This is a genomic window from Micromonospora sp. USAFONa4, from assembly GCF_057197825.1.
In genome coordinates this window covers 4,045,652-4,062,862 of the sequence record NZ_CM170072.1, presented here as the reverse complement: position 1 = coordinate 4,062,862, position 17,211 = coordinate 4,045,652, and the positions used below count along the sequence as shown (strand labels likewise).

General features: G+C 74.6%; 17 protein-coding genes. 10 read left to right on the top strand and 7 right to left on the bottom strand.

Features of this window, described 5'->3' with window-relative positions; genetic code table 11:
* Nucleotides 1-59: 59 nt before the first annotated feature.
* A complete protein-coding gene (locus AC0OO9_RS18025; protein ID WP_484511237.1) occupies nt 60-824 on the top strand; it encodes a hypothetical protein in 765 nt (254 codons plus the stop codon).
* Between the two features lie 27 nt (nt 825-851).
* Here AC0OO9_RS18025 and AC0OO9_RS18020 read toward each other — a convergent pair whose 3' ends face one another.
* Entirely contained in the window at nt 852-2,048 is a 1,197-nt protein-coding gene (locus AC0OO9_RS18020) for an acyl-CoA dehydrogenase family protein (RefSeq protein WP_484511236.1), read from the bottom strand.
* A 174-nt stretch (nt 2,049-2,222) separates the two neighbouring features.
* On the opposite strand from AC0OO9_RS18020, the gene AC0OO9_RS18015 reads away from it, so the two are divergent.
* On the top strand, nt 2,223-2,756 hold the full coding sequence (locus AC0OO9_RS18015) for a DUF4190 domain-containing protein (RefSeq protein WP_484511235.1): 534 nt from the start codon (nt 2,223-2,225) through the stop codon (nt 2,754-2,756).
* A gap of 10 nt (nt 2,757-2,766) precedes the next feature.
* On the opposite strand, the gene AC0OO9_RS18010 is transcribed toward AC0OO9_RS18015, so the two are convergent.
* The gene (locus AC0OO9_RS18010) at nt 2,767-3,672 is read right to left on the bottom strand and encodes an SDR family NAD(P)-dependent oxidoreductase (RefSeq protein WP_484511234.1); all 906 of its coding nucleotides are present in this window, start codon (nt 3,670-3,672) and stop codon (nt 2,767-2,769) included.
* Between the two features lie 121 nt (nt 3,673-3,793).
* Between AC0OO9_RS18010 and AC0OO9_RS18005 the strand changes: the two genes are divergently transcribed.
* The gene (locus AC0OO9_RS18005; protein ID WP_484511233.1) at nt 3,794-4,321 is read left to right on the top strand and encodes a DUF4190 domain-containing protein; all 528 of its coding nucleotides are present in this window, start codon (nt 3,794-3,796) and stop codon (nt 4,319-4,321) included.
* Nucleotides 4,322-4,380: 59 nt separating this feature from the next.
* On the opposite strand, the gene AC0OO9_RS18000 is transcribed toward AC0OO9_RS18005, so the two are convergent.
* The gene (locus tag AC0OO9_RS18000) at nt 4,381-5,337 is read right to left on the bottom strand and encodes an HpcH/HpaI aldolase/citrate lyase family protein (RefSeq protein ID WP_132231620.1); all 957 of its coding nucleotides are present in this window, start codon (nt 5,335-5,337) and stop codon (nt 4,381-4,383) included.
* A gap of 125 nt (nt 5,338-5,462) precedes the next feature.
* On the opposite strand from AC0OO9_RS18000, the gene AC0OO9_RS17995 reads away from it, so the two are divergent.
* From AC0OO9_RS17995 to AC0OO9_RS17970, 6 genes are all read left to right on the top strand, one after another.
* The gene (locus AC0OO9_RS17995; protein ID WP_484511232.1) at nt 5,463-6,287 is read left to right on the top strand and encodes an SDR family NAD(P)-dependent oxidoreductase; all 825 of its coding nucleotides are present in this window, start codon (nt 5,463-5,465) and stop codon (nt 6,285-6,287) included.
* A 40-nt stretch (nt 6,288-6,327) separates the two neighbouring features.
* Nucleotides 6,328-7,110, top strand: a complete 783-nt coding sequence (locus AC0OO9_RS17990) for a GNAT family N-acetyltransferase (RefSeq protein ID WP_484511231.1) — start codon at nt 6,328-6,330, stop codon at nt 7,108-7,110.
* 223 nt (nt 7,111-7,333) lie between these two features.
* Nucleotides 7,334-8,428, top strand: a complete 1,095-nt coding sequence (locus tag AC0OO9_RS17985) for a SagB family peptide dehydrogenase (RefSeq protein ID WP_484511230.1) — start codon at nt 7,334-7,336, stop codon at nt 8,426-8,428.
* Between the two features lie 8 nt (nt 8,429-8,436).
* Entirely contained in the window at nt 8,437-9,444 is a 1,008-nt protein-coding gene (locus tag AC0OO9_RS17980) for an alanine racemase (protein ID WP_484511229.1), read from the top strand.
* Nucleotides 9,441-10,688: an MFS transporter gene (locus tag AC0OO9_RS17975; RefSeq protein WP_484511228.1), complete on the top strand. Its 1,248-nt coding sequence runs from the start codon at nt 9,441-9,443 to the stop codon at nt 10,686-10,688. Before AC0OO9_RS17980 ends, AC0OO9_RS17975 begins: the two co-directional genes overlap by 4 nt.
* On the top strand, nt 10,672-11,415 hold the full coding sequence (locus AC0OO9_RS17970; RefSeq protein ID WP_484511227.1) for a class I SAM-dependent DNA methyltransferase: 744 nt from the start codon (nt 10,672-10,674) through the stop codon (nt 11,413-11,415). The genes AC0OO9_RS17975 and AC0OO9_RS17970 overlap by 17 nt, the downstream gene beginning before the upstream one ends.
* Before the next feature lie 30 nt (nt 11,416-11,445).
* Here the strand turns inward: AC0OO9_RS17970 and AC0OO9_RS17965 are convergent, their stop codons facing one another.
* A complete protein-coding gene (locus AC0OO9_RS17965; protein ID WP_484511226.1) occupies nt 11,446-13,641 on the bottom strand; it encodes an APC family permease in 2,196 nt (731 codons plus the stop codon).
* 215 nt (nt 13,642-13,856) lie between these two features.
* Nucleotides 13,857-14,819, bottom strand: coding sequence for a DMT family transporter (locus tag AC0OO9_RS17960; protein WP_484511225.1), 963 nt, complete (start codon nt 14,817-14,819; stop codon nt 13,857-13,859).
* Nucleotides 14,820-14,925: 106 nt separating this feature from the next.
* On the opposite strand from AC0OO9_RS17960, the gene AC0OO9_RS17955 reads away from it, so the two are divergent.
* Complete coding sequence (locus tag AC0OO9_RS17955) at nt 14,926-15,657, top strand: HAD family hydrolase (protein ID WP_484511224.1); 732 nt, start codon at nt 14,926-14,928, stop codon at nt 15,655-15,657.
* 24 nt (nt 15,658-15,681) lie between these two features.
* On the opposite strand, the gene AC0OO9_RS17950 is transcribed toward AC0OO9_RS17955, so the two are convergent.
* Together AC0OO9_RS17950 and AC0OO9_RS17945 are read right to left on the bottom strand one after the other, a co-directional pair.
* Nucleotides 15,682-16,209, bottom strand: coding sequence for a hypothetical protein (locus AC0OO9_RS17950; RefSeq protein WP_484511223.1), 528 nt, complete (start codon nt 16,207-16,209; stop codon nt 15,682-15,684).
* A 119-nt stretch (nt 16,210-16,328) separates the two neighbouring features.
* A complete protein-coding gene (locus AC0OO9_RS17945) occupies nt 16,329-17,198 on the bottom strand; it encodes a PhzF family phenazine biosynthesis protein (protein WP_484511222.1) in 870 nt (289 codons plus the stop codon).
* Nucleotides 17,199-17,211: the final 13 nt, after the last annotated feature.

The following is a 17,211-nucleotide window of genomic DNA, read 5'->3' as shown; positions in this document are numbered from 1 at the left end:
CGAGTCGGCCGGGCGGTTGGTCAGGCCCGCACGTTGTCGACGGCTCGTACCCTGCGGCCATGTCTGTCCGCCTGTCCGCCCGGCTGCCGAAGCGCGACGACGGGCTCTGGTCCCGCCGGCTGCTGGCCGCGACGGTGGCCGCAATGGTGACGGTGCCGGTGGCCGCCGCGCTGTTCCGGGTTCCCCGGTTCGAGCCCGATGTCTGTGTCTTCTGGCTCTTCGTCGGTGTGACCGTGCTGCTGCGGCGGTGGTGTCCGCGGCAGGACGCCCGGCTGGTCTGGCGGGAACGGGTGGCCGGCCTGGACGGGACGGAGCCCGGTCTGGTCGCGCGGCGGTCCCTGGCCGGCTGGGTCGACCTCGTCACCGCCCTGGCCTGGGCGACGGCGGTGATGCTGGTGGTGACGATGTCGCTGCCCGCCGACCCGCAGTGGGCCCGGGTCGTACGGCTGGTGCTCCTGGTCGCGGTGGCGGCGGCGGGCGGCGTCGTCGCCTACTCCGGCGTGCGGTTCACCGGGCGGTTGGCGCTGACGGCGAGCGGGATCAGGCACGGCCGCCGGCGGTACGACTGGTCCAACATCGACCGGGTGAGCCTGCACCGGGAGGACGGCCGGCTCGCCGGGGTGCGGCTGCGGCCGAGGGTGTGGCGGTCGCTGGAGCCGGCCCCGGTGGTCGGCGGCCGGGACGTGGCGGTGCCGGAGCAGCGCCTGGCGGACGCGATCGAGGCGTACCGGGAACGACCGCAGGTGCTGGCGGCGGGGCCGGTCACCGCACCGGAGCCCGCCGCCAACCCCGACGTGTCAGGAAGGGCACCTTCCTCCACCTGAGGCGTCAGGAAGGTGTCCTTCCTTACCTCAGAGCTTGTACTGCTTGAGGAGGCCGCGGGAGATGATCGTCTTCTGGATCTCCGAGGTGCCCTCGCCGATGAGCAGGAACGGGGCCTCCCGCATCAGGCGCTCGATCTCGTACTCCTTGGAGTAGCCGTAGCCGCCGTGGATGCGGAACGCCTCCTGGACGACCTCGGCGCAGTACTCCGAGGCGAGCAGCTTGGCCATGCCGGCCTCGACGTCGTTGCGCTGGCCGGCGTCCTTGAGGCGGGCGGCGTTGACCATGAGCGCGTGGGCCGCCTCGATCTTGGTGCCCATCTCGGCGAGCTTGAAGGCGACGGCCTGGTGCTTCGCGAGCGGCTGGCCGAAGGTGTGGCGCTGCTGGGCGTACGCGACGGCGAGCTCGAAGGCGCGGATGGAGATGCCGCAGGCGCGGGCGGCCACGTTGACCCGGCCGACCTCGATGCCGTCCATCATCTGGTAGAAGCCGCGGCCGACCTTCTCCGCGCCGCCGAGGACGGCGGAGTCGGGGACGGTCACGCCGTCGAGGACCATCTCGGTGGTCTCGACGCCCTTGTAGCCCATCTTGTCGATCTTGCCGGGGATGGTCAGGCCGGGCGCGGTCTCGCCGAAGCCGGGCTCCTTCTCCAGCAGGAAGGTGCTCATGTTGCCGTAGACGGAGTCGGCGCCCGTGTCGGTCTTGACGAGGGTCGCCACCACCGACGAGTACGCCCCGTTGGTCAGCCACATCTTCTGGCCGTTGATGACGTACCGGTCGCCCTCCCGGACGGCCCTGGACCCGATGGCCGCGACGTCCGACCCGCAACCGGGTTCCGACATCGAGAAGGCGCCGCGCACCTCGCCGGTCGCCATCCTCGGCAGCAGCCGGGCCTTCTGCTCGGCGGAGCCGTGCTGGGAGATCAGGTACGCCACGATGAAGTGGGTGTTGACGATGCCGGAGATCGACATCCAGCCCCGCGACAGCTCCTCGACCACCAGCGCGTAGGTGAGCAGGGACTCGCCGAGCCCGCCGTGCTCCTCGTCGATGGTGAGACCGAAGAGGCCCATCTCGCGCATCCCGTCGAGGATGTCGCTCGGGTACTCGTCGGCGTGCTCCAGCCGCTGCGCGTGCGGGATGATCTCCTTGTCGGCGAACTCCCGGACGGTCTCCAGGATCGACCGCTGCACATCGGTCAGGCCGGGCGTCTGGGCGAGTCGGGCCATCTCAGCCTCCGGGGGTCGGCGCCTTACTCATGGGTAACTGAACGCTCCGTCAGTATTGGCCGCACGGCGGTCGAGGCCAAGGTGACCAGTCCACACAACCGCTGTGAAAAGGTTCACCGCTGCGGGTAGCGTCCGGCAAGAGGGGACGCGATCCGCCACCGGCAGGAGGAGACCGTGAGCCAGCCACCGTCGTCGGGGCCGCCCGATCCGGACCGGTCGCCGTCACCCTGGGAGCCCCCGCCGGGGCACGACCCGTCGAGCTACGAGCCCCCACCGGAGCCGCCGTCGTACGGGCAGCCGTCCTACGAACCGCCGCCCTACGAGCCGCCGGCCCACCAGCAGCCCGCGTACGGGCAGCCCAGCTACGAGCAGCCCGGCGAACCGCCGCACGGGCAGCAGTGGGGGCACCAGCCCCCGTACACCCCGCAGACGCCCTACGGGCAGTACGGTCCGCCGTCCGGTCCCCGGGCCGGCGGGACGAACGTGCTCGCCATCCTCTCGCTGGTCTTCGCGTTCGTCTTCTCCCCGATCGGCATCGTCCTCGGGCACCTGGCCAAGCGGCAGATCCGCACGACGGGCGAGGAGGGCGACCAGCTCGCCACGTGGGGCCTCATCCTCAGCTACGTCATCACCGGGCTCGGCGTGCTGGCCTGCTGCGGCTGGATCGCGCTGATCGCCCTCGCCGGCAACAACGGCCCCAACTACTGAGCCCCGCGGATCAGCGGAACTCGGCCTCACGGACGCTGTTGCCGCCGTCCACCACCAGCATCTGCCCGGTGATGTACGAGGCGGCCGGCGAGCAGAGGAAGACGATCGCCGCGGCCACCTCGTCCGGCGTGCCGGGGCGGCCGACCGGGGTACCGAGGCCCTGCCGGATCTCCGCCACGGTGGAGGCCGCGGTGTGGATGGTGCCCGGTGCGACGGCGTTGACGGTCACCCCGTCGGCGATCATCTCCATCGCCAGCGCCCGGGTCAGCCCGACCACGCCCGCCTTGGCCGCCGCGTACGCCGCCTCGGTGGGCAGGGCGTTGACCGGCCCGGCGGTGGCCGACAGGTTGACGATCCGGCCCCAGCCCCGCTCGGCCATGCCGCCGATGAACGCCCGGCTGCACAGGAAGGCGGTGGTCAGGTTGCGGTCGATCTCACCGCGCCACTCGTCGTAGCTGAGCTGGGCGACCGGCCGCAGCACCTCGGGGCTGGCCCGGCTGGCCAGGCCCGCGTTGTTGACCAGCACCTCCACGTCCCCGAGCTGCTCGGCGACCGCGTCGGCGAGCGCGCCCACCTCCGACTCGTCGGTGAGGTCGGCTACGAAGCCGGTCACGCCCAGCTCGCCGGCCCGTTCGTGGATGCGTCGGGTGGTGGAGACGATTGCCACCCGGGCGCCGAGGTCGGCCAGCCGGCGGGCCGTCGCGTACCCGATGCCGTCCGGGCTGCCCGCCCCGGTGACCAGGGCGACCTTCCCGTCGAGGCGCAGGGTCACCGGGTCCGGCAGCGGCGCGGGCTCGTCGATGCCGGCGGTGCCCGGCTGGGCGGCGGCGCGGGTACGCCGGGCCACGCCGGGGCGGCTCGCGTCCCGTCTCGGTCGGCTGCCGGAGCGGTCCGCGGCTCGCGCGTCAATCACCATGCCAGGATCCTGCCCGCTTCCTCCGGCCCGGGCAACGCGGCACACCCGGTGGTGACACCTCGGGGTCTGGGCAGGCCTGACTACCCTGACGGGCGCACCCCGCACCCTACGGAGCAGACGAATGACATATCCCCCGCCCTCCGGCGGCTGGAACGACCCGGCGTGGTCGGGCCAGCAGTCGGGCCCACCCGCCGACCCCGCCCTCCCGGTGAGCGGTCAACCAGTCCCCGCCCAGCCCACCGGCCCCGACCCGTACGCGCCGGCCGACCCGTACGCCCCGGACCCGTACGCGGGCGGCGACCCGTACGCCGGGATGAAGCACGCAGCCGGGCAGCCCGGGCCCGCCGCCTACCCGCCGCCCTACCCGAACTACGGCTACGCGCCTTCGTTGCGGACCAACGGCCTCGCCATCGCCGCACTGGTGCTCGCCCTGGTCGGCATCGGCTCCTGCGTCACCGCGCCGATCGGCGCGATCCTCGGCCACGTCGCGCAGAAGCAGATCCGGGAGACCGGCGAGGGTGGCGAGGGCATGGCGAAGGCCGGCATCATCGTCGGCTGGATCGTCACCGGCCTCTACCTGCTGGTGGTCCTCTTCTACGTGGCGGTCATCGTCTTCGCGATCTCCCAGTCCGGCAGCAGCACCTACTGACGCGACGGTGCCGCCCCGGCGCGGACCGGGGCGGCACGGATGCCGGGGAGGGGCGGGGACTACTCCGCAGGCGGGGTGAAGGACGAGGTACGGGTCATGCCCGCGGCCCGGCCCTTCGCCGCCACCACGAGGGCCATCTTGCGGGACGCCTCGTCGATCATCTCGTCGCCGAGCATCACCGCACCCAGCCGGCCGCCCGCCTCCGACGTGTAGTGCTCGTACGCGTCGAGGATCAGCTCGGCGTGGTCGTAGTCGGCCTGGGCCGGCGAGTAGACCTCGTTCGCGGCGTCGATCTGGCCCGGGTGCAGCACCCACTTGCCGTCGAAGCCGAGCGCCGCCGAGCGCTTGGCCACCTCGCGGAACGCGTCCACGTCGCGAATCTGCAGGAACGGGCCGTCGATGGCCTGCTTGTCGTGCATCCGGGCCGCCATCAGGATGCGCATGAGGATGTAGTGGTAGGGGTCGCCCGGGTAGTCCGGGATGAGCGCGCCGACCACCAGCGACTTCATGTTGATCGAGGCCATGAAGTCGGCCGGACCGAAGATGATGGTCTCGACCCGGGGCGAGGCGGCCGCGATGGCGTCGATGTTGACCAGGCCGGCGGCGTTCTCGATCTGCGCCTCGATGCCGATCCGGCCGACCTCCAGGCCGAGCGTCTTCTCCAGCTGGGTCAGGGTCATGTCGAGCCACTGCACCTGGGCCGCGTTCTGCACCTTGGGCAGCATGACGCAGTCGAGGTTGGCGCCGGCGCCCTCCACCACGTCGATGACGTCCCGGTAGGTCCACGGCGTGGTCAGGTCGTTGACCCGGACGACGCGGGTCTTGCCCGACCAGTCGCCCTCGTTGAGCGCCGCGACGATGTTCTTCCGGGCGTCGGGCTTGGCCAGCGGGGCGACCGCGTCCTCCAGGTCGAGGAAGACCTGGTCGGCCGGGAGCCCCTGGGCCTTGCCGAGCATCTTGACGCTGGAGCCGGGTACCGCGAGGCAGGACCGGCGGGGGCGACCGACTGCGGCCATGGATGCGCTCCTTCCAGCGTGCGCGGGCACGCCGACGTCACCTGACGAAATGCGAGGGCTTAACGATCCCAAAGGTCTTTGTGACGCCACGGTAACCTCGTGCCGTGACCGGGGTGAATGGACCTGTGGAAGATCTCACTGGGCGTCGGATCGTGGTGGTGACCGGGGCCAGTTCGGGCATCGGGCTGGCGGCCGCCGTCGACCTGGCGCGCCGCGGTGACCAGGTGGTACTGGTCGGCCGCGACCCGGCCCGGCTCCAGGCCGCGGCGGAACAGGTGCGGGAGGCGTCCGGCGAGCGACCGGAGCTGTTCCGGGCCGACTTCGCGGTGCTGGACGACGTCCGCCGGCTGGCCGGCAAGCTGCGCGAGGCGTACGACCGGATCGACGTGCTCGCCAACAACGCCGGGGCGATCGCGCTCCAGCCGCTCACCACGGTCGACGGCTTCGAGCTGTCGATCCAGGCCAACCACCTGGCCCCGTTCCTGCTCAGCAACCTGCTGCGCGACCGGATCGGCCGGATGGTGGTGACCGCCTCCGGCGCGCACCGCAGCGGCGTGCTCGACCCGGCCGACCTGAACGCCGCGCTGCGCCGCTACCGGCCCATGCAGGCGTACGGCACCAGCAAGCAGGCGAACATCCTCTTCACGGCCGAGGCGGCCCGGCGCTGGCCGGAGATCCCCGCGTACTCCTTCCATCCGGGGGTGGTGCGCAGCCGGTTCGGCAACGACAACCGGCTGGTCGCCCTGGGCATGCGGATCCTGCCGCTGCGCAGCCCGGAGAAGGGCGCGGAGACGCTGGTCTGGCTGGCCAACCAGGACCCGGAGCGGCTGGTGACGGGCGGCTACCACGTCGACCGGCGGCTGCGCCGGCCGCTGCCCAAGGCGACCGACCCGCAGCTCGCCGCCCGGCTCTGGACGGCCAGCGCCGAGGCGGTAGGCGTCGCCGGATAGCGCTGTCGCCTGCACCCGGGGCGCTGCCATACTCCGCCCCATGACGACGGGGAACGGCACCGACGGGCACGGGAACGCGGGCGGGCACGGAGTCACGGGCGGGCTCGGGGAGGCGGGCGGCGGCGTCCTGCGGGTGCTCCGCGAGGACAAGGAACTCCAGGCCCGGCTCGACGCAGAGCTGACCGCCTTCAACAACCGGGCGACCGGCGCGGACGACGAGGCCGGCCTCTGCGTCCGGGTCGACGACGCCGACGGCGAGCTGGTGGCCGGCCTGACCGGGTGGACCTGGGGCGGCTGCGCCGGGATCAACATGGTGTGGGTACGCGAGGACCGCCGCGCCGAGGGCTGGGGCGGCCGGCTGCTACGGGCCGCCGAGGACGAGGCCCGCCGGCGCGGCTGCACGGAGATCTCGGTCTCCTCGTTCTCGTTCCAGGCGCCGGAGTTCTACCGCCGGCACGGCTACCTCGACACGGGCCGCCGGGAGGGCATCCCCGGCGGCCACGTCGACCACCACTTCGTCAAGTCGCTGGTCACCGACCCGGCCACCGCCGTGCGCCTGGTGGCGCTGGTGGAGCTGGCCCCCGACGCGGTCGAGGCCGGCCAGCGGTACGAGGACGCGGTGCTCGGCCTGCTCGGGCGGCACGGCGGGCGGCTGGAGCGTCGGCAGCGCACCGGCGACGGGCGTACGGAGGTGCACCTGATCCGGTTCGACACCCGTGCCGGCTACGACGGTTTCCTGGCCGACCCGGAGCGGGTGGCGCTGCGCGGTGAGCTGGGCGGGGCCGCCCCGACCACCCGGGTGCTGGAGGTCCACGAGGTCTGAGCCGGCGCGGGAGCGGGCCGGCCCGCTCCGCGACAGCGGGTGTGTTCACTGTGGACGGTCTGCTACGGTGCAACGCAGTGATCAACGCCGATTAGTGAGGGGAGCTCCCGCATGACCGAGCAGACCGAGGCCTTCGAGCCGGTGGCGTCCGACGACTACGACCAGGAACTGACCTGCCTGGAGCCTCCGGTCGAGGTCTGACCGGTCGCGAGCCTGAGTAGTCATGCGCGTCCGCGTGTCGCGGCTGGTCGTCTTCCTGTGGCGGGACGGCCAACTGGTCTGCGACGACCCGCTGAGGCACCGGCAGTTCGCGTTGACTGTGGAGGCGGAGAGGCTGCTGCGCGACTACGCCGACTGGGCCGAGCCCGAAGGCCGACTCGCGCAGCAGCTCCTCGACGCCCACGTACTCGTCGCCGAGGGTTCGCCGGAGCACGACCGGGAGGAACGCCTCGGCGCGTGGCGCGACCTGGGACCGGCAGCCACCTACTACCACCTGGCCAGCCGCACGCTCGGCAGCGACGTCTTCCGCTCGGCGGCGCAGGACGCGGCGGTGCTGCGCGCCAAGACCGGCCAGCCGGATCCGGTCCGGGAGCACGACGGGCCACGCATCGCCCTGCCTCCGGCCGACCCGCCCGCCGTCGACTTCACCACGGTCCTCGCGGCCCGGCGCTCGACCCGATGGTTCGACCCGGACCGTCCGGTGCCGCTGCCCGCGTTCGCCGCCCTGCTGCGCTGGACGGCCGGGGTACGCCGCGAGGTGGACGTCTCCGGGGTCGGGACGGCGCTGCTCAAGACCGTTCCCTCCGGCGGGGCCCGCCACCCGGTCGAGGTCTACCCCGTGGTCCGCGACGTGGCGGGGCTGGAACCCGGGATCTACCACTACGCGGTGCGCCGCCACGAGCTGGTGCGCCTCGCGCCCGCCCCCGGCGAGGAGCGGCTGCGCGAGTGGTGCGGCGGGCAGCCGCACGCCGCCCAGGCCGGCTTCCTGCTGATGTACGCGGCGGTGCTCGACCGGACCGTGTGGAAATATCCGGCCGCCCGCGCGTACCGTGCGCTCCTGCTCGACGTCGGTCACCTGAGCCAGACCGTGTACCTCACCGCGACGGCGCTCGGGCTCGGGACGTTCTTCACCGCCGCCACCCGCGACGCGCCCGTCGAGGACGCCCTCGGGCTGTCCTGGCCGGACGAGGCCTTCCTCGGCGTCTCCGGCGTCGGCGTGCCGCACCCCGCCGAGCGGGACCGTCAGGCGGCGATGCTCGCCGGTGGCGACGCGGCGTTCTCCTTCCCGCCGGACGCCTGGCACGGGCGCGGCGAATGACGCCGCGGGTGACCGTCGACCTGGCCCGGCTGGACGCGAACGTCGCGCGGTACGGCCGGCGGGTGGCCGAGGCCGGCGTCGCCCTGCGCGCGCACGTCAAGGGGCACCGGAGCCCCGAGATCGCCGCCCGGCAGGTGGCCGCGGGCGCGGTGGGCGTCGCGGTGCACTCGGCGGCCGAGGCCGAGGCCTACGTGGCGGTGGGCGTGACGGACGTGACGGTGGCGTGGCCCTGGCGTGACGCGTGGCGGTGGACCAGGTTCGCCCGGCTCGCGCGGCACTGCGCGGTGACGGTGCACGTGGACCACCCCGACGCGGTGGCCGGGCTCGGCGCGGCGGCCGAGGCCCACGGCGTCGAACTCGGCGTACGCGTCGAGGTCGACACCGGTCTGCACCGCGTCGGTGTCGACCCCGACGCCGCCGTGGGGCTGGCCGCCACGATCGCGCGGACCGGCGGGCTGCGGATGGCGGGCGTCACCGGCTACGTGGGGATCACCGACCCCGCCGCCGCGCGCGACCGGGTCGAGCTGGGCCGCCGCCAGGCGCGCCTGCTGGTGTCGGTCGCCGAGCGGATCCGCGCGGCCGGGTCGCCCTGCCCGGCCGTCAGCGTCGGGGGCACCCCGACCCTCGCCGGCGTCCTGGACGTCGCCGGCGTGACCGAGGTCTGTGCCGGGGCGTACGCGCTGCTCGACGGCGGGTTCGCCCGGCTGGGCGAGTGCGACCCCGGGGCGGTCGCGATATCCGTCACCACGACCGTCACCGGCACCGACGGGCAGGTGCTGCGCACCGACGCCGACGAGCTGCTGGCGGGCGCCGACCAGACCTGGATGAGCGGTGTCGTGCTGACCGCACCCGACGGGGGACCGGTCGACGCGGGCTCGGTGTCGGTGGGCGACGAGCTGCGGGTGCTGCCCGGGCACGTGTGCCCCGTGGTGGCCCGCCGGCCGCTGCTGCACGTGCTCGACGCCGGCGAGCCGGTGGCGCGGTGGCAGGCGATCGTCCGCCCGGACCGGCCATGACCGACACCGTCGCGTCCGTGGACCGCCCGGCGGACCCGCTGCGCGAGCGCCGGTTCGTCCTGTTCGCCACGGCCAGGACGGTCTCCGTCTTCGGCAACGCGATGGGCCCGCTCGCGCTGACCTTCGCCGTGCTCGACCTTCCCGGCGGATCGCCCACGGCGCTGTCGCTCGTGCTCGCCGCGATCTCGGTGCCCCGGATCGCGCTGATGCTGCTCGGCGGCGTCATCGGCGACCGGCTGCCGCGCCACCGCGTACTCGTGGCGGCGGAGCTGATGTGCGGTACGGCGTACGGCGCGATGACCGTCCTCGTGCTGACCGGGCGGGCCGGCGTCGCCGCCCTCGCCGGCTGCGCGGCCGTCGCCGGCACCGCCTCCGCGCTGCTGCTGCCCTCGCTCAACGGGCTGACCGCCGAACTCGTCGCGCCGCAGGCGCGCCAGCGCGGCAACGCCCTGCTGCGGCTCGGCACGAACACCGCCACGGTGGCGGGCTTCACGGCGGGCGGCGCCCTGATCACCTGGCTCGGGCCGGGCTGGGCGCTGGCCCTCGACGCCGCGACGTTCGCCGTCGCCGCCGGACTCCTCGCGCGGCTGCGCCTGGCCGCGACGACCCGGCCGGCCGGGCGGAACCTGCCGGCCGAACTGCGCGACGGCTGGCGCGAGTTCGTCCGGCGGCGATGGCTGTGGCAGATCGTGCTCGCCGCAGCGGTGGTCAACGCCGCCGTCGGGGTCACCTTCGGGCTCGCGGGGCCGCTGCTCGCCAGGGCGCACCTGGGCGGCGCGGGCGCCTGGTCCGGCGTCCTGGCCGGGTACGCGGTCGGCATGTTCGCCGGCGTGCTGGTGGCGATGCGGATCAGGACGACCCGCCCCCTGCGTACGGCCGTCCTCGCCGTGTCGCTGCTGGGGCTGCCGGCGCTGCTGCTCGGAGCCGGTGCCGCCCTGCCGTTCGTGATCCTCGCCGCCGTGCTGGCCGGGGTCGCCTTCGACGTCTTCGGGGTGCTGTGGGAGACGACCGTCCAGTCCGAGGTGCCGACGGAGGCGATGTCCCGCGTGAGCGCGTACGAGTGGCTGGGGGCGGTGGGACTGGGCCCGCCCGTCATGATCGCCGCCGGTCTCGTCGTGCCCGCGATCGGCGTGCGGACGGCCCTGCTCGCCCTGGCCGCCGTGATCTTCGTGGCCGCGCTCGTCCCGTTGGCCAATTCCACCGTCCGGCACTACGAAAGGCAACCCGATGGCCGAGTACGTTGACGCCTTCGTCACGGCGTATGACCGCTTCTGGGCGCCGTACCCCGAGCGGATGGGTGAGGCGTGGCTGCGGCTGCACGCGCACGTCGCACCCGGGTCGGAGCTGAGCCTGCTGGATGTCGGCTGCGGCACCGGCATCGTGGCCGCCCGGTTCGCCGCCGCCGGCTACCGGGTCGTCGGGGTCGACGTCTCCGCGGCGATGATCGCCCGCGCCCGGGAACGGCTGGCCGGCACCGACGCGGTGCTCATCGCCGCGGACGCCGCCGACTTCGAGGTGCCGCGCCCCTGCGCGTTCGCGGTCTCCACGTACGACGTCCTCAACCACGTCGGTGACATCGACCGGGTCCGGGCCTACCTGCGCTGCGTGCACCGGGCGGTCGCGCCGGGCGGCTGGTTCGGCTTCGACATGTCCACGACGAAGGGACTCCTCGCCGACGTCCCCCCGGTCGCCAGGCAGGACGGCACCGTCTCGGTCGAGGTGGCCCGGGGCCCGCTCGACGGCGACCGCCGCCCGCTGCACGTCACCGGGGAGCTACGCACCGACGACGGCCGCACGGCCCCCTTCACCACGACGATCACCAACACCGCCCACCCCGTGGCCGACGTCCTCTCCGCCCTGGCCGACGCCGGCTGGACGACGAGCCACGTCGCCGCCATCGACGACCTGCTCACCCCGGTACCCGCCCCGGAGGCGCTGCCCCGGGTCGCCGTGCTCGCCCGACGCGACTGACGACCCGCGCCGCAGCCGTCCCCCGGGCCGCTACCCGCCCGGGTGCACCGGGAGGCTGGTGACCACCACCCCCGGCAGCCGGCGCAGCGCCGTGCGCAGCCGTTGCTCGGTGCGGCTGTGCAGCAGCCGGTGCCAGCGGCTGCGCACCACCACCTCCGGCACGACGACGGTCAGCACCAGGTCGGCCCGGGAGGCGTGCAGGGCCTCCAGGTAGTGCGCGAGCGGCCCGACCACCGCCCGGTACGGGGACACGATCGTCTCCAGCCGCAGGTGGTCGCCCCACACCCGCCACTGCTCCCGGAACCGGTCCGCCTCCGGCTCCTCGGGGGCGATGTGCACGGCCAGCGTCGGCTGCCCGAGCGAGGCCGCGTACGCCAGGGCCCGCAGCGAGGCCCGGTTCAGCCGGGCGACCGGCACCACCACGAGGTGGCGTACCTGCTCGGGCAGTTCCTCGTCCTCCGGCGCGGCGGGCCCGGCGGCGGGCGGCGGGGCCGGCACCACCGGCGGCCCGGGCGCCGGACCACTCGGCGGCGGGTGCAGCGCCAGGGACCGGTGCAGCCGCCGGTAGTGCCGGTGGATGGCCCGGAACAGCAGGACCAGCAGCGGCACGGCGACGACCACCACCCAGGCGCCCTCGGTGAACTTGGTGACCGCGGCGGTGACCAGCACCAGGCCGGAGAAGGTGCCGCCCACCGCGTTGACCGTCGCCCGGCGGCGCCAGCCGGGGCCGCGCCGGCGTCGCCAGTGCCGCACCATCCCGGCCTGGGACAGGGTGAAGGCGAGGAACACCCCGACCGCGTAGAGCGGGATCAGCGCCTCGGTGTGCCCGCGGAAGGCCACCAGGATCACCGCCGCCGCGACGGTGAGCGCCACCAGCCCGTTGCTGAAGGCGAGCCGGTCGCCCATGTGCAGGAACCGGCGCGGCGCGTGCCCGTCCCGGGCCATGAAGAAGAGCAGGCGGGGGAAGCCGTTGAAGGCGGTGTTCGCGGCCAGCAGCAGGATCAACGCGGTGGCAGCCTGGATCAGGGCGTACCAGGGACCGCTGGGGAAGGTGACCCGGGCCAGTTGGGAGAGGAGCGACTGCTCGGCGGTGGGCACCAGCCCGGACAGGTGGATCAGGCCGACGAGGCCGCCGAAGAACAGCACCAGCATCGCGACCATCCAGGTGAGCGTGGTGCGCGAGTTGCGCCACTCGGGAGGCCGGAACGCCGGAACCGCGTTGGAGACCGCCTCGATGCCGGTCATCGAGACCGCGCCGGAGGAGAACGCGCGGAGCACCAGCAGCAGCCCCAGCCCCTCCACGGCCGGCACCGGCGGCGGGGCGACCGGGACGAAACCCCGCCCGGCCGCGCGGAACCAGCCGACCGCGAGCAGAGCCAGCAGCGCGACCACGAAGGCGTACGTGGGCAGCACGAAGAGGTTGCCGGCGGCCCGTACGCCGCGCAGGTTGCCCGCCAGCAGCAGACCGATCACGGCCAGCCCGAGGGGCACCGTCCAGGCGGCCAGTCCCGGCATCGCCGAGGTGATCGCCCGGACGCCGGCGGAGACGGACACCGCCACGGTGAGCACGTAGTCCGTCATCAGTCCCGCCGCCGCGGCCAGCCCCGCCCCCGCGCCCAGGTTGTCGCCCGCCACGATGTACGACCCGGCCCCGTGCGGGTAGGCGGCGACGGTCTGCCGGTAGGAGACGCCGACCGCGATCATGAGCAGTGCCAGCCCGGCGGCCAGCGGCAGGGACAGCCCGAGCGCCCCGCTGCCGGCGAGCAGCAGCACGGCGAGCATCGCCTCCGGCCCGTACGCCACCGAGCTGAGCAGGTCGGAGGAGAGCACCGGCAGGGCCACCAGCTTGCGCATCCGCTCGTAGACCACTGCGGCGCTGCTCAGCGGCGGCCCGAACAGCGCCCGCCGCAGCCGGGTGCTCGCCCGGCCGAGCCGGCTGCCGGGCAGGTTGGCCGGCGCGGCGGCGACCAGTTCGTCCGGCTCCGCGATCCGGAACATCGCGATCGGGGCGAGGCGGCCGAACCGCGTCGGGGCCGGCCGGTCGGGGTGCCGGCGCAGCGTCGGGTCCACCGGCAGCGTGTCCGCGCCGGGCGGTCGTCCCCGCCGGGCGTTCCGCCACCGGTCACCGATCCGGCGTAGGGCCCGCAGCTCGTCCGGATCGAGCGGCGGGAACTCGGCCGACGGCGTGACGATGGTGCCGCCCTTGTCGCCGTCCCGCTCCGCCATCCGCCGTCCCGCCGCCGTGTGCCCTCCCTCGCACTCTCACGGACGCCGCCGGATCCGGCAGGCGGAACGGCCGTTCCCGCGCCAAAGAGTGGCCGTTCGCCGGTCGGGTGGCCGTCCGGCGCCAGGGGTGGACGGGGCGGCAGGGGTGGACGGCGGCGGGCCAGGTGGCCGTCCGACGGCAGGAGGCCGTTCGGCGGCAGGAGGCCGTTCGGCGGTCAGTCGGGCGGTGGGCCGGCGTCGGCGGGGACGGCGGTGGCGACCGGGCGGACCCGGCGGGCCGAGTGGGCGCCGCCGAGCACCACCACGGCGACGCCGGCCAGCAGCAGCCCCAGTCCGGCCAGGGCGGTCACCCCGGGCAGCTGCCCCAGCCAGGCCCAGCCGATCAGGGCCGCGCCCGGGGCCTCCAGCAGGGCCAGCACGCTGACCGTGGTCGCCGAGACCTTCTTCAGGGCGTAGTTGAACATCGAGTGCCCGAGCAACTGGGCCCCGGCCACCAGGGCCAGCACGACGAGCCAGGTGCCGGTGTCGAAGCCGGTCAGCGGCACCCGGCCGACCAGGCAGACCACGAGCAGGACCAGGGCGCAGACCCCGTAGCAGACGGTGGTGTAGGTGGTCGTGCTGATCGTCGTACGGGCCCGCTCGCCGAGCGCGGTGTAGACCGCCGCGAACAGGCCGCCGGCCACCGCGAGCAGGTCGCCGGCCACGGCCCGGCCGGAGACGGCGAAGTCCGCCCCGGTCGCCACCACCGCGCCCGCGACCGCCACCCCGATGCCGACCCAGACGGCGCCCGGCAGCCGGCGGCCCTGGGCGCGGGCGATCAGCCCCTGCCAGACCGGCTGGGTGGCGCAGAGCGCGGTCGCCGCCGCGACCGAGGTGAGCTTGGTGCTGGGCATCCAGGTGGCGAAGTGCGCGGCGAGCGCGACCCCCGACAGCACGCAGTAGACACCCTCGCGCCGGCCGGCGCCGACGGTCAGCGACCGGAATTCGGCGCGTCGCCGGGCCGCCGAGAACGGGCCGAGCACGGCGACCGAGAGCAGGTTGCGCCAGAACGCGACGGCCAGCGCCGGCGCCGCCGCGACGGCCACCAGCGGCGCGGACGACGAGACGGCGACCACGGCCAGGACGAGCGCCCCGGTGGTCGCCGGGTGGAACGACGGGCGGTGCGCTGCGGGGGACACGGGGAGCAATCCTCACACGCCACAGGCCGACACGGAACGTCAGCGCTCCGTTACGATCATGCCTGTCCGCGCCGGCGATTCCCCTACCGCCCGGAGGCGCTCCCCCATGCCCACCTACCAGGCGGTCCTGTTCGACTTCTTCGGCACGCTGACCCGTTCCGTCCAGCGGGGCGAGGCCCACCGGTCGACCGCCGAGCTGCTGGGCTGCGCCCCGCGCACGCTCGTCGACGTGCTCGACCGCACCTACTACGAGCGGGCCTGCGGGCGGCTCGGCAACGCCGAGGCGACCCTGCGCTGGGTCTGCGAGCAGGCCGGGGTGCACCCCTCCGACGACGCCGTCCGCTCGGCGGTCGCCTCCCGCCACCGGGCCATCCGCGCCGACACCCGGCTGCGCGACGAGGCGGTGCCCACGCTCGCCGCGCTGCGGGGGCTCGGCCTGCGTACGGGAGTGATCAGCGACTGCACGCACGAGCTGCCGGCGTTCCTGCCGCAACTGCCGATCGCCCCGCTGCTCGACGTGCGGGTCTACTCCGTGCAGGTGGGGCGCTGCAAGCCGGACCCGGCGCTCTACCAGGCGGCGTGCCGGCGGCTCGACCTGGCGCCGGCGGACTGCCTCTACGTCGGCGACGGCGGCAGCCAGGAGCTGACCGGGGCGGAGCGGGCCGGGATGACAGCCGTACGGCTGGCCGCGCCGGACCTGGCCGGCCACATGGTGTTCAACGCCGACGAGGCCTGGACCGGGCCGGTGCTGCGCTCGCTCGACGAGGTGGTCGGCCTCGTCGACGGGGTGCCGGGGCGGGCGGGTGTGCCCGAGCCGGCGGGTTGCGTCCCCGCGTGAAGCCCGGGACCCGGGCCGGACGCCTCAGCGGCGGCGGACCCGGTGCAGGCGGAACGGCTTGCGGGTCGCCCGGACCGCCGGCGTCTCGCGGGGCACCTCGGCCAGCGAGCCCGCGGGCAGCCCGGCGCCGGCGAGCGGCTCGCCGGCCGGCTCCAGCCGGTTCACCGCGCAGCCCTCGGCCGCCCAGCGCTCCACCAGCTCGGCCGTGGGCCCGGGCGCGTTGAGCCGCTTCGCGGCCACCAGCGGCGCGGTCGTCTCCCAGTGCTCGGTGCCGGGCGCCAGGCGGCTCACCCGCGCCGGCCAGGTGACGATCCGCCCGCCGTGGTCACCGCGCAGGGTGACCTGCGCCTCGGTCGCGTCGGCCAGACCCGGGGCGGACTGCTCCCCGGGGCCGCTGACCACGAAGAGCGCCCCCTCCAGGGGCAGGCACCACAGCGCGAGCGCCGGCCCGCCGGGCACGCTCACCCAGGCCACGGCGGCCTTCTTCATCGCCTCGTCGACCAGCGGCGTGCTGGTCCGCTCCGGGTCGGTCACCCTCGCATCCTCCCGCATCCGCCCCCGTCCCGTCAGTGCCGCCCGGGGCCCGGCCGCGCGCCGCCGTGGACGCGGTCGGGCCGCACGGCACGGGCACGACGCCGGACGATCCGGTCCGGCGGCACGGATCGCGCAGGTCAGCCGACGAACGGCGGGACCATGATCTCGCCCCGGGCCACCGGTACGACGTGCCCGGCCACGGTGGCGCCCACCGCCTGACCGTCCTCGGCGGTCACCGTGCAGGCCAGCACGGACGGGCGGTTGATCTCGATGCCCTGGTGGACGGTGTACTCCGCGCGCCCGTCGGCGGGCAGCAGGCCGCTGGCGACCAGCCACACCCCCAGGCCCAGGGCCGCCGAACCGGTGGCCGGGTCCTCCGGCACACCCAACCCGGGGACGAAGACCCGGGCGTGCGCGGTTTGAGCGGCGGCGTCCCAGGAGAAGACGCTGACGTGCTCCACTCCGTACCGCTGCGCCGCCGCCGCGTTGACCCGTGCGCGGGCCACCGCGTCCGGGCGGACCGGGAGGTAGGGGAACTCCAGCCCGCAGCCGGCCACCCGGGGCGCCGGGCCGACGTGGTCGGCCGCGTCCAGGCCGGCCATCTCCAGCAGCGGCTCCGGGTCCAGCTCGGGACCGAGGGTGGGTACGCCGCCGGTGAGCGTGGCCCCGGTCGCGGTCACCTCGATCGGCAGCACGCCCGCCCCACATTCCTGGGTGATCTGCCCCACACCGAACATGCCACGGCGGCTGGCGGTCACCGCCGCGCCGACGCTGGGGTGACCGGCGAAGGGCAGCTCCTCGGCCGGGGTGAAGATGCGGGCCCGGTAGGTGGCGCCGACCTGGGTGGGCGGGAGCACGAACACCGTCTCGGAGAGGTTGAACTCCAGCGCGAGCGCCTGCATCTGCTCGGTGGCAAGCCCTTCGGCGCCGAACACCACCGCCAGCGGATTGCCGGCGAACGGGCGGTCGGTGAAGACGTCCACGATCTCGTAGGCCAAGGTCGACATGTTGATAAACACT